A 12,571-nucleotide genomic window follows, 5' to 3' on the forward strand; every position below is an offset into this window, starting at 1 on the left:
TGTGACCTCACTCGTGCCGGACGCGGTGAACCACTACTTCAAGTCCCGGGCCGAAGGCTCCGGGGCGGACGGCGCCGCCGAGCAGGTGGTGCGTCACCTTGACGTCGCGACCCGGCGCGATCCCGGCCAGGCACTGGTCGACGTCGCCGTCGACGAGGGCGGCGCGGTCGAGATCGTCGTCGTCAACGACGACATGCCGATGCTCGTGGAGGCGGTGCTGGCGACCGTCGAGGCACACGACCTCTCCATCGACCGCATGGACCATCCGGTCATGCCGGTGCAACGCGACACCGACGGCCGGCTCGAGGCGATCGATGACGGGCCCGGCGCCGTCTGGGAGTCCTGGATCTTCGTCGGCGGGCTCGCCGGACATCCCGGCGTCGACCCGGATGTGCTCCGATCGGACCTCCTCGAGGTCGTGTTCCGGGTGGGCGACGTCGACCACGACGCCGCCCGGATGCGGTCGCGGATGACATCCTGTGCCGCCGACCTGTCGGTGGCACCGGTGCGCGAGTCCACCGGCATCCGCAACACCGACCGCTACGAGTACGCCAAACTCCTCGAATGGTTCGCCGGGAACCATTTCCACCCCCTCGGCTACACCCGGGTGGGCACCGACGGCGCCGGGGACGGCGACGAGCGGCTCGGTGTCTGGCGCACCGACTCCATCAACCGGGACTTCCCGTCGGTGACCACGCGGCCACTGCTCCCACGAGCGAGTCGGATCTTCGTCGCCACCGGCATCCAACGGTCGAATTTCCCTGTGCTGCTGCAGGTCCCGGCCTTCGATTCGCACGGCAACTACGACGGTGAGCACCGGTTCCTCGGCACGCTGACCTCCTCCGGTCTGCACCAGACCGTGCTCGACGTCCCGGTCCTGCGTACCAAGGTGCACGATGTGCTCGCGCGAGCCGGTGTCGACGAGGACTCCTTCGCTGGGCAGTCCATGATCGAGCTGTTGCAGAACTATCCGGTGGTGGAGATGTTCGCCTCCACCACCGACGAGCTCGCCCGTCGCGTCACCGAGATGCTCGACGCGGTCGCGACCCGCTCGCTGCGGCTGTTCGTGCGGACCAACGTCGACGGCAAAACCGCGGTCGCCCTCATCTACCTACCGCGGGATCGCTACAACACCCAGAGTCGACTCGCCCTCGAACGTGCCCTCATGGACGAATTGCACGGCAGCGCACTCGAATACACGGCTCGTGTGAGCGAGATGCCGCTCGCCCTCCTCCAGGTGCTGGTCTGTATCGAACCGGGCGCCGCATCCGAACTGGGATCGGTGGACACCGGGTCGCCCGCGCATGCCCGGATGCAGGCGGCTCTCGCGGCGGCGATCCGTGGCTGGGACGAACGTGTCCGGGAACTCGCCGCGACCCTCGGCGACCGGTTCGGGTCGTCTTCGGGCGGTCCGGAGCTCCTTCTGCGACAACTACCCTCGCTCTCCGACGACTACAAGGAGATCCGCGAACCCCAGGACGCCCTCGAGGACCTGATCCACGTCGTCTCCCTCGAACCGGGCGCGCTCGCGGTGACACTCGACGCCACCGAGGACCGCGGGCCGGGCGACCGCCACCGCTGGCGGTTCACCCTCTACCTGTGCGGGGAATCGGCGACCCTCACCGACGTCCTACCGGTGCTGCACAGTCTCGGCCTCGACGTTCTCGAAGAGCATCCGTACGAGATCCGGCGGTCCGACGACACCGTCTGCTGGGCCTACGAGTTCATCGTGCAACTGGCCGCCGGGATGTCGGTGGACCTCGACCATGCCGACGACCTCGAGGAGCGCTTCACCGAGGCGTTCCGTCGGATCTGGCTCGCTGCAGCAGAAGTCGACGACTACAACGAGCTGATCATCCGCTGCGGCCTGGACTGGCGGTCGGCGGCCATGCTGCGTGCCTACGGGCAGTACCTGAGGCAGTGCGGATTCTCCTACAGCACAGCCCATGTCGCGAATGTGCTCGGTCGTCATCCGCAGATCACACGCGGGCTGGTCGATCTGTTCGTGGCGTCTTTCGACCCGGTCGCCGCCGACCTCGACCGGCGCGAGCGGGTGAGCGAACAACTCCGGGCCGACATCGGCACGGTGCTGAGCCTCGACGCCGATCGCATCGTGTCGGCCTTCGCGGCCGTCATGACCGCGACGTCACGGACCAACTACTTCGTGACGGACACAACCGGTGAAGGGGATCGCGAGCATCGCCCGGTGATCTCGTTCAAGCTCCGGCCCCGCGAGATCCCGCAGACCCCCGAACCCCGTCCGCTCCACGAGATCTTCGTGTACTCGCCTCGGGTCGAGGGCGTCCACCTGCGGTTCGGTGCGGTGGCGCGCGGTGGGCTGCGCTGGTCGGATCGCAAGGAGGATTTCCGTACCGAGATCCTCGGCCTGGTGAAGGCTCAGGCCGTCAAGAACGCCGTCATCGTCCCCCTCGGCGCGAAGGGCGGGTTCGTCGTCAAACGCCCGCCGGCGCCGACCGGGGACGCCGCCGCCGACCGGGATGCGCAGCGCGCGGAGGGGATCGCCTGTTACCGACAGTTCATCTCCGGTCTGCTCGACATCACCGACAACATCGATCGCTCGACCGGCGAGGTCATCCCGGCACGCGGGGTGGTCCGGCTCGACGAGGACGACACCTACCTGGTGGTCGCGGCCGACAAGGGCACCGCGGCGTTCTCCGACATCGCCAACGAGGTGTCACAGTCATACGGCTTCTGGCTCGGTGACGCGTTCGCCTCGGGCGGCTCGGCCGGTTACGACCACAAGGCCATGGGCATCACCGCGCGCGGCGCCTGGGAATCGGTCAAACGGCATTTCCGGGAGATGGGCGTCGACACCCAGACGCAGGACTTCACGGTCGTCGGAATCGGCGACATGAGCGGGGACGTGTTCGGCAACGGCATGCTGCTCAGCGAGCACATCCGGCTCGTCGCCGCCTTCGATCACCGGCACATCTTCGTCGACCCGGAACCCGTCGCGGACCGGTCCCACCGCGAACGCCGCCGCCTGTTCGAGCTGCCGCGATCGTCGTGGGCCGACTACGACACCGATCTGATCGGCGTGGGCGGCGGGGTGTGGTCCCGCGACCGCAAGTCGATCCCCGTCAGTGCGGAGATGGCGGCCGCGCTCGGTATCGAGGAGGGCGTCGACGAACTCTCGCCGCCCGAACTGATCCGGGCGATCCTCCTCGCGCCGGTCGACCTGCTCTGGAACGGCGGGATCGGCACGTACATCAAGGCGTCGACGGAGACCCACGGGGACGTCGGCGACAAGTCGAACGACGCGATCCGCGTCGACGGTGATCAGGTGCGGGCCAAGGTGATCGGAGAGGGCGGCAACCTCGGGGTCACCGAGCGCGGCCGGATCGAGTTCGATCTCGCGGGCGGCCGGATCAACACCGACGCGCTCGACAACTCGGCAGGCGTCGACTGCTCGGACCACGAGGTCAACATCAAGATCCTGCTCGACTCGGCGGTGTCGGGCGGTGCGCTCGATCCCGGCGACCGGAACCCGCTGCTCGAATCGATGACCGACGACGTCGCCGACCTCGTTCTCGCCGACAACATCTCGCAGAACTCGGAGTTGGGGTTCTGCCGCACCTTCGAGCTGACCCGCGTCGAGGTGCACGCACGGATGCTCGACCAGCTCTCCCGCGAACGCGGCGTCGACCTTCGGCTCGAAGCCCTCCCGCAAGCGCGGGAGCTCCGCAAGCGGTTCGAGGGGGAGCTACACCGCGGACTCACCTCACCCGAGTTCGCAACCCTGATGGCGCACGTCAAACTCGAGGCGAAGTCGGACCTGCTGGCCAGCGACCTCCCCGACAACGACGTTTTCGCCCCACGCGTCGCCCGCTACTTCCCGCAAGCCCTGCGCGAGACGTACGGCGAGCAGATCAACTCCCACCGGCTGCGACGGCAGATCGTCACGACGACCCTCGTCAACGACGTCATCGATCACGCCGGGATGACGCACCTGTTCCGGTTGAGCGAGGGCGCGGGGTGCACAACCGAAGAAGGTGTCCGCGCCTACGTCGTGTCCAACAGGATCTTCGGCATGGGCGAGGTCTTCGAGAGCATCCGGCACGCACCGGCACCGGCCGAGGTCGTCGACGGGATGATGCTCTATGCCCGCCGGCTGCTGTTCCGGGCGTCGCGGTGGCTGCTCGCGTTCCGTCCGCAGCCGCTCGCCCTGGCCGCCGAGATCACCCGCTACTCCGATCGAATCACCCGGTTGTCCGCGTCCGTCGACGGGTGGCTGGGGGAGAGCTCCGCGAAGGACATCGCCGACCGGGTGCGCGTGTATGTCGACGAGGGGGTCCCCGACGACCTCGCCCGGACGGTGGCCGTCAGCCTGCACCGGTTCTGCCTGCTCGACATCATCGACGCCGCGGAGATCTCCGACCGCGATCCCGAAGAGGTCGGCGACCTCTACTTCGCGGTGATGGAACACTTCGGACTCGAGGAACTGCTCACCGCGGTGTCGAACCTGGACTACGGCGACCGCTGGCACGCGCTCGCCCGGCTGGCGGTTCGCGACGACATGCACGGCGCGCTACGGGCGCTCACCCTCAAGATCCTCGAGGTCAGCGAACCCGAGGAGTCGAGCGACGAGAAGATCGCCGAATGGGAGTCCTCCCAGTCGAACCGGCTCAGTCGCCTGCGCACCGTTCTCGATGAGATCGAGGAGACCGGGACCCTCGACCTCGCGACACTGTCGGTCGCTGCACGGCAACTCCGGAGTGTGATTCGCTGACGCGTTTCCCCCCCTGGTCCGTTTCGGCCCCACCACCCGATGCCCGGGCCTAGCCTGGGCTCATGACGCGCACGGCCCCGCGGATCTGCCCGCTCTGCGAAGCGACCTGCGGGTTGTCCCTCGTTGTCGACGTCCACGGCGGCCCGATCGAGGAATACGCCGGAGGGGACGGACACCCGCGTGAGCACGTGACCGGTGCCCGCGGCGACGCCGACGACGTGTTCAGCCACGGCTACATCTGTCCCAAGGGGGCGAGCTTCGCACAACTCGACAACGACCCGGATCGTCTCGAACGCCCACTGGTCAAACGGGGCGGACGGTTCGTCGAGGTCGATTGGGACGAGGCGCTCGACGAAGCGGTCACCCGCCTGCGCACGGTCATCGACGCTCACGGTGGATCGTCGGTCGGGTTCTACCTCGGCAACCCGTCGGCGCACACCATCGCGGGCACCATGTACGCGCCGCTGCTCGCGCGGGCGATCGGCACCCGCAACGTGTTCAGCGCCGGCACCCTCGACCAGATGCCCAAGCAGGCGGCGTCGGGATACCTGTTCGGTCACGCCGGGACCTTCGCCGTCCCCGATCTCGACCGCACCGATCACCTGGTGATCATCGGCGCGAATCCCGTTGTCTCCAACGGCAGTATGGCCACCGCCGCGAACTTCCCCGGCAAGCTGAACGCCCTCCGGCATCGCGGCGGACGACTCACGGTCATCGACCCGGCGCGCACCCGCACCGCTCGTCTGGCAGATACCCACCTCGCACCACGCCCGGGAACCGACGCCGCATTGCTGGCCGCCGTCGTCACCTGCCTGTTCGACGAGGGACTGGTCGCCGACGAGCTCGGTGGAATCGCGCCCCACGTGCAAGGTGTCGACGAATTACGCAGGGAGATCGTCGATCTCACGCCCGAGCGGGTGGCCTCGTACTGCGATGTGCCGGCCGAGGCCATCCGCGCGCTCGCCCGTGCGATCGCGGCGGCACCGACGGCGGCGGTCTACGGCCGACTGGGCACCACCGTCGTCGAGTTCGGCACCCTCGGCAGCTGGCTCATCGACGTGGTCAACGTCCTCACCGGCAACCTGGATCGGCCCGGCGGGGTCATGTTCCCGACGGCGCCGACCGCCCCCGCGCCCCGTCCGGCCCGACCGGGGCGCGGATTCCGGACCGGCCGCTGGCGCAGCCGGGTGTCGGGACATCCCGAGGTCGCGGGGGAGTTGCCCGCCGTCGCGATGGCAGAGGAGTTCGAGACACCCGGAGAGGCGCAACTGCGGGCACTGGTCACGGTCGCCGGCAACCCCGTGCTGTCGGCGCCCAACGGCCGCCGGCTGGCCACCGCGCTCGATGCCGCCGACGTCGTCGTGTGCGTCGACCCCTATCTCAACGAGACCACCCGGCATGCCGATGTCATCCTGCCGCCGCCGCGCCCCTCCCAGAGCCCGCACTTCGACGCGATCCTCAACAACCTCGCCGTACGCGCGAACGCCCGCTACTCGCCGCGGGTACTGCCGCTACCCGACGGCCGGCCCGACGAGATCGACATCGTGTGTCGCCTGATCCTCGGGATTTCCGGGGCGGGCGTCGACGCCGATCCGGGCCTCGTCGACGAGCAGGTCATCGCCGCGACCCTGGCCAAGGAGGTGACCGACCCGCATTCGCCGGTCGCCGGACGCGACGTCGAGACCCTCGTGGCGATGCTGCCCGAAGCGCCGGGCCACCAGCGCCGCCTGGACATGATGCTGCGGCTTGGTGCCTACGGCGACGGTTTCGGTGCACGGGAGGGCCTCACGTTCGCCGATGTCCTGGCCGCCCCGCACGGCATCGACCTCGGTCCGATGCGCCCGCGTCTGCCCGGGGTGCTCCGCACCGCGTCGGGAAAGGTCGAGCTGGCACCGGAGCCGCTGATCGGGGACCTCGCCCGGTTGCGTGCCGCAGTCGACGCCGAACACGAGTCGGGCGATCCGTCGCTCTTCCTCGTCGGGCGCCGTCACCTGCGGTCCAACAACAGCTGGATGCACAACCTGCCCGCACTCACCGGCGGGACCAATCGCTGCACCCTGCAGATGCACCCGGACGATGCGGCGCGCCTGGGCATCGACGGCGTCGCGACGGTCCGCGGCGCGGGCGGGTCGCTGACCGTCCCGGTCGAGCTCACAACCGACATCAAGCCCGGCGTCGCCTCGATGCCGCACGGCTGGGGTCACGACGACGCACAGTCCCGTCTGTCCGTGGCGGCCGCCGAACCGGGCGTCAACGTGAACCTCCTCAACGACGGGGCACGGCTCGACCCGCTCTCGGGGACCGTCGTCCTCAACGGCGTGCGGGTCGAGGTCGGTCCCGCCTGAGCCGATCGAGGTCGCTCGTCGCCCGTCCGGGGTCTCGGTGCCCGTCGTGCGTAGGGTTGATCTCGCGGCGCCCGGCGTCGTACCAGCAGATCCGGATCGACAGGGGATGGAACGCACGTGCTCAACGAGGACTCGGGGACCGCAACAGCTGCCGGCTACGTAGTGAAGGTCCCGGTGCGATGGTCGGACATGGACGTCTACCAGCACATCAACCACGCCCGGATGGTCACGCTGCTCGAGGAGGCGCGCATCCCGTGGCTGTTCCTCGACGGTCGGCCCACCGCGCCGCTGCGGGACGGCTGCCTCGTGGCCGACCTCCACGTGAAGTACCAGGCACAGCTGCGGCACTCCGAGGGGCCGATCGAGGTCACCATGTACGTCCAGCGCCTGCGCGCGGTGGACTTCACCGTCGGTTATGAGGTCCGTCCCGCCGGTGCCGACCCCGAATCGAAACCGGCAGTCGTCGCCAGTACCCAACTCGTCGCGTTCGACGTCGGCGCGCAGCGCGTCGCCCGGCTCACCCCGGAGCAGAAGGACTACCTGAACCGCTTCCGGCGCCCCGACGACACGTCAGCGACGCCGCGCTGATGGAACGGTTCATCCAGATCGCGGAATCGGATCGGTCCAACGCATCGGCGTTCCTCGCGCATGCCCGAAGGCTCGACGACGCCGCCGTGGTGCGGGTCGTGGCGCGCTCCGACGGCCTGGTCGGCCTCTGGACCCACACGGGGTTCGAGGTACTCGCGACCCGCGCGGTCTCGGGACGCGTTGCGCCGGCCGACATCGTCTGCGATGCCGCGTCGTTGCACTCGGCGCTCGCCGTCGCACCCGCGGGCGCGCAGATCGATCCCGGGTTCTCCCTCGACAGTGCCTGGCGCGGTGCACTTCCCGCATCCGCCGGCTACCGGCACGTCGACGACGTGCCCGCGCGCAGCATCGTCGGTCTGGCACGTGACGGTGCCCGTGTGGCGCGCGACGAGGGCAGCGCTCATGGACCCGCCACGGGATTGCTCGACCAGGACGTGCTCGAGGTCTCGACCGAGGACGGCGCGTTACACGCGGCGGTCACCATGCGGTCGCTCTTCGCCCTGACCGGGATGGGGTTCATCCGTGACCGCGAAGGGCGCGCGGTCACCGAGACCTCGCCCGTCGAGGACATCGATGCTGCCGAGCCGGTCCGGATCCGATTGTCGGCGGCGTGGATCCGGATCGACGCCCGGTACGGTTCGGTGTACCAGCGTCGTCATCGCGACCTGTCGGTCACGGTTCTCTGACCGGTCCTCAGACCAGCCAGGCGGCGGCGTCGGGTGCCAGCATGCCGTCCACCAGCGGCGAACTGATCAGCAGCAGTTCACCCGGTGGCAGCGGCACCGGCACCTCGCCCGCGTTCAAGGCGCAGATCAGGAATCCCTCGGACCGCCGGAATGCCAGGCAGCCCTCCGGGGCCTCGTACCATTCGATCGATTCGCCGGCGAATTCCGCTCGGTCATAACGCAATTCGATGGCTGCCCGGTACAGCGACAGCATCGAGCCGACGTCCTCGAGCTGTGCCTCGGCGGTCAGCGAATGCCACGACTCCGGCATCGGCAGCCAGGTGTCGGCCGACGAGCTGAAGCCGAATGGTGGCTCGGTGCCCTGCCACGGCAACGGGACACGGCATCCGTCGCGGCCGCGTTCGGTGTGACCCGACCGCTCCCACACCGGATCCTGGAGGACCTCCTCGGGTAGGTCGTCGACGTTGGGGAGGCCGAGTTCGGAGCCGTTGTAGAGGAAGATCGTTCCGGGCAGGGCCATCTCGACGACGAGCATCGCCCGCGCACGCCGCGTCCCGCGTGCGAGGTCGGGTTCACCGGTCTCCGGGTCGACGGGGGCGTAGCGCGTCACCTCTCGTTCGACGTCGTGGTTGGACAGCGTCCACGTCGGGGTGCCGGACACCGAGAGGACGGCGTCGAGCGAGTTCTCGATGGCCTCGCGGATGGCGCCGGACTCGAAGGGCGCCTTGGCGAGACGGAAGTTGAAACCAAGATGCAGTTCGTCGGGACGGAGGTACTCCGCGAATCGTTCGTTGTCGTTGACCCAGATCTCGCCGACGTTCGCCGCGCCCGGGTACTCGTCGAGCACCTTGCGGATCTTGCGGTGGATGTCGTGTACCGCATAGTTGTTGAACCGCGGATCGTCGTCGTCGTTGGTGAGCAGAGCGGTGGTGGTGAGATCCATGTCGGGCAGATCCGCGGGCTTTGCCATCCCGTGCGCCACGTCGATCCGGAAGCCGTCGACGCCGCGGTCCAGCCAGAACCGCAGCGTCTTCTCGAGATCCTCGAAGACCTCGGGATTCTCCCAGTTCAGGTCGGGCTGTTCGGCGGCGAAGATGTGGAGGTACCACTGTCCGGGGCTGCCGTCGGCCTCGGTGATCCGGGTCCATGCCGGCCCGCCGAAGATGCTGTGCCAGTTGTTCGGTGGCTCGTCGCCGTTCTCTCCGCGACCGTCCCGGAAGATGTAGCGGGCGCGCTCCGGACTGCCCGGACCGGCGGCCAGTGCTGCGCGGAACCACTCGTGCTGATCGCTGGTGTGGTTCGGGACGAGGTCCATGGTGACGCGGATGTCGCGCTCGTGGGCCTCGGCGATGAGCGAGTCGAACGTCGCGAGATCGCCGAAGAGCGGGTCGATGTCGCGCGGATCGGCGACGTCGTACCCGTGGTCGGCCATCGGCGAGGTCATGATGGGACTCAGCCAGATCGCGTCGATGCCCAGCAGCTCGAGATATCCGAGTTTGCCGATGACACCGGCCAGATCGCCCACGCCGTCGCCGTTCGCGTCGCAGAACGACCGCGGGTAGATCTGGTAGAAGACCGCGGACTTCCACCAGGTGGTGTCGGTCGGGTCCAGCTGCGGCACGATCGCCGGCGCCAAGTCCTCTTGTGGGTCCGCGGATTCCGCGGCCTCGGTCTCGAACGGTCCGGCTGCCGCGTCGGTTTCGGCGTCGGGATCGAGTTCGGCGTCGGCCTCGGCCTCGATGGCCTCCTCGTCGAGGGCCTCGGGATCGGTCGTCGCGGGATCGATCACCTCGACACCGGCCACGGCATCCGGTGTGTCTCCGGCGATCTCGGGGGTGTCGTCCGACGAGTCACTCACGTTGCCCTCGGTATCCGAGGTCTCCGGTACGACGGTGTGTGCACCGTCGGGCTGACCCCCGTCAGATGGCTCGGCGGGGACAACATCTGGTGTCTCATCGCTCACCGTGGTCATTCTGCCTTACCTGAGTTTTCGGCGAGAAATCCAGGTCAATCGGCGCGTCGTCGGCGTGTCGAGAGTTCGGGTGGCGAACGGCAGAAGGTTTCTGCGAGACCTCAGATCGGCGAGTTCATCATCGACTGGGCGGCCATCTCCATGTAGTCGACGAGCGCCTGCCGATGCGGCGGGTCGAGGGTCTCGTCGTCGATGGCGGCGATCGCGGTGTGCATGCACCGCAGCCAGGCGTCGCGCTCGATCGGGCCGACGCGATAGGGGGTGTGGCGCATGCGCAGCCTCGGATGGCCGCGTTCGTCGGAGTAGGTCCGGGGGCCGCCCCAGTACTGCTCGAGGAACATCCGGAGCCGTCGCTCGGCGGGTCCGAGGTCCTCTTCGGGGTACAGCGGGCGCAACACCTCGTCCTTCGCCACCTCGGTGTAGAAGACCTCGGTGAGCCGTCGGAATGTCTCCGCGCCGCCGATCTCCTTGTAGAAGCTGCGCGGGGACGGGTCGGGGGAGTTGCCGGATTCGCCAGTCACAGCCGCCATTGTCCCCACGACCGCGGAGTGCCTCAACGTGACGCGCTGCCGGACTGGTCCCCGGCAGGCCGTCTTGCGTCGGATTTTCCCTGCACGACGTCGGCGTCCGTGGTGAACTGTGCAGGTCAACCTGTTCACGCGGGCCTGGCGGGAGGTCGAATGACGCACAGGTCACATTCCACGACGACCGAGGTGACGAGGCTCCACGGCGGACCGGCCTCGCAGGCGGCCGGGTCACGAACGTGGACACGCCGCCGGGTGCTGCTGCTCAACGCCACGTACGAGCCGCTCAGCGCGGTTACCGTCCGCCGCGCCGTCGTCCTGATCCTGCGTGGGCGTGCCGACATGGTCCACGCCGACGAGTCCGGGGGAGCGTTCCACTCGCCCGCGACGGCGGTGCCGGTGCCGACGGTGATCCGGCTGCGGACCTATGTGCGGGTCCCGTACCGCGCGACGGTGCCGTTGACCCGCTCCGCGCTGATGCACCGTGACCGGTTCCGCTGCGGATACTGCGGCAGACCCGCGACCACCATCGATCACGTCGTCCCACGTAGCCGGGGCGGCGCGCACAACTGGGAGAACTGCGTCGCCTGCTGTGCGTCGTGCAATCACCGCAAGGCGGACCGGTTGCTCGGCGAACTGGGCTGGGCGTTGCGGACGCGGCCGATCGCCCCGAGAGGCCGGCACTGGGGCCTCATCGCCGCGGTCAAGGACATCCATCCGGCGTGGATGCAGTACATCGACGCGGGTGCCGCATGATGAGGGGGGAAGCCACTCGAAACGCCGGCCGGAATGTCACCGGGAAGCGTCTACGACGCGCTGTAGGGGCCCCTGCACCGGTCGGTCCGATGTGGGCTAGATTGATCAACGATGACCTGTGCCGACAACCGGCCGGGTCCGGCGCGACCATCGAAAGGGTGACATGGACAGCCTGATCGTCCCCATCGGAGTGCCAGTCACGATCGTGACGGTGCTCTTCGTCGTGCTCTGCGTTGTCGCGATGGTGTTCTCCGGCGGGGTCAAGTACCCGAAGGTCAAGGAGTACACCCTCGACAAGCAATGGGAGCATGCACCGCTTCTCTTCAGTGCCACCGACATCGAACCGATGGCACTTCCGCGGCACGCGGAACCCGGCGACGTTGATGGGAGCTCGGCAAGTGGCAAGTGGTGAGGTTTCGCACGCGAACGTGAGTGCAGAGGTCGCGGCCCGTTCGGCCGCGGAACTGCCGCTGGGCACCGTGATCACCAATAGCGGACGTATCTCGGCGGCCCGCTACCCGGGTGATGCGCCGACGACGCCGCCCTTCAGCAAGAGGGATCTGATCGCTCTCGACGACACCCTGAAGGCCGCGAGCGAGAAGGCCCTCGTGCGTTTCTCGATCTATGTCGGTGACCTCGACGGTGACCTCGACGCGAGTGCCCGCGCCATCCTGGCGAAGGCGCCCGAGCCCGCGCACGGCACGCTCATCGCGGTGTCGCCGAACACGCGCGACGTCGTCATCGTCTCCGGTCGCGAGGTGTCGAGCCGCGTCAACGACCGGGTCGCCGCACTCGGCGTGACCGCTGCGGTCACCGGCTTCCGTCAGGGCAACCTGATCGACGGCCTGATCGCGTCGCTGCGTGTGATGGCGACCGCCGCCGCAGCCGGCTGATCCCACCGGTACAAGAACCACAGACGAGGCCGCCCCACCTTTCGGTGGGGCGGCCTC

Annotated in this window: 9 protein-coding genes; 7 read left to right on the top strand and 2 right to left on the bottom strand. The window is 68.6% G+C overall.

Translation table 11 applies throughout. From position 1 onward, the window contains the following. The first annotated feature begins 1 nt into the window (after nt 1). The 4 genes from BPODLACK_RS04155 (at nt 2) to BPODLACK_RS04170 (ending at nt 8,369) form a co-directional block, all read left to right on the top strand. Nucleotides 2-4,750, top strand: coding sequence for an NAD-glutamate dehydrogenase (locus BPODLACK_RS04155; RefSeq protein WP_201450588.1), 4,749 nt, complete (start codon nt 2-4; stop codon nt 4,748-4,750). 62 nt (nt 4,751-4,812) lie between these two features. Then, nucleotides 4,813-7,095, top strand: a complete 2,283-nt coding sequence (locus tag BPODLACK_RS04160) for a molybdopterin-dependent oxidoreductase (protein WP_159404779.1) — start codon at nt 4,813-4,815, stop codon at nt 7,093-7,095. Between the two features lie 117 nt (nt 7,096-7,212). Then, nucleotides 7,213-7,683, top strand: coding sequence for an acyl-CoA thioesterase (locus BPODLACK_RS04165; protein ID WP_159404780.1), 471 nt, complete (start codon nt 7,213-7,215; stop codon nt 7,681-7,683). Continuing rightward, entirely contained in the window at nt 7,683-8,369 is a 687-nt protein-coding gene (locus BPODLACK_RS04170) for a hypothetical protein (protein ID WP_024498342.1), read from the top strand. The genes BPODLACK_RS04165 and BPODLACK_RS04170 overlap by 1 nt, the downstream gene beginning before the upstream one ends. 7 nt (nt 8,370-8,376) lie before the next feature. On the opposite strand, the gene BPODLACK_RS04175 is transcribed toward BPODLACK_RS04170, so the two are convergent. Together BPODLACK_RS04175 and BPODLACK_RS04180 are read right to left on the bottom strand one after the other, a co-directional pair. Then, complete coding sequence (locus tag BPODLACK_RS04175) at nt 8,377-10,341, bottom strand: glycoside hydrolase family 13 protein (RefSeq protein ID WP_024498343.1); 1,965 nt, start codon at nt 10,339-10,341, stop codon at nt 8,377-8,379. 101 nt (nt 10,342-10,442) lie between these two features. After that, nucleotides 10,443-10,871, bottom strand: coding sequence for a globin (locus BPODLACK_RS04180; RefSeq protein WP_159404781.1), 429 nt, complete (start codon nt 10,869-10,871; stop codon nt 10,443-10,445). Nucleotides 10,872-11,021: 150 nt separating this feature from the next. Here BPODLACK_RS04180 and BPODLACK_RS04185 point away from each other — a divergent pair, with 150 nt between their 5' ends. The 3 genes from BPODLACK_RS04185 (at nt 11,022) to BPODLACK_RS04195 (ending at nt 12,514) form a co-directional block, all read left to right on the top strand. Further along, complete coding sequence (locus BPODLACK_RS04185) at nt 11,022-11,621, top strand: HNH endonuclease (RefSeq protein WP_024498345.1); 600 nt, start codon at nt 11,022-11,024, stop codon at nt 11,619-11,621. 163 nt (nt 11,622-11,784) lie between these two features. Beyond that, nucleotides 11,785-12,033 (top strand): aa3-type cytochrome oxidase subunit CtaJ, encoded by a 249-nt coding sequence (ctaJ, locus tag BPODLACK_RS04190; RefSeq protein ID WP_024498346.1) that lies wholly within the window; start codon nt 11,785-11,787, stop codon nt 12,031-12,033. Beyond that, nucleotides 12,020-12,514 carry a DUF5130 domain-containing protein gene (locus BPODLACK_RS04195; RefSeq protein WP_024498347.1) on the top strand — a complete coding sequence of 165 codons (495 nt, stop codon included), beginning with the start codon at nt 12,020-12,022 and terminating at the stop codon, nt 12,512-12,514. Before ctaJ ends, BPODLACK_RS04195 begins: the two co-directional genes overlap by 14 nt. The last annotated feature ends 57 nt before the right edge of the window (nt 12,515-12,571 follow it).

Origin of the sequence: Gordonia sp. YY1 (assembly GCF_009872315.1) — a bacterium.
In the GTDB taxonomy this organism is placed as follows: domain Bacteria; phylum Actinomycetota; class Actinomycetes; order Mycobacteriales; family Mycobacteriaceae; genus Gordonia; species Gordonia amicalis.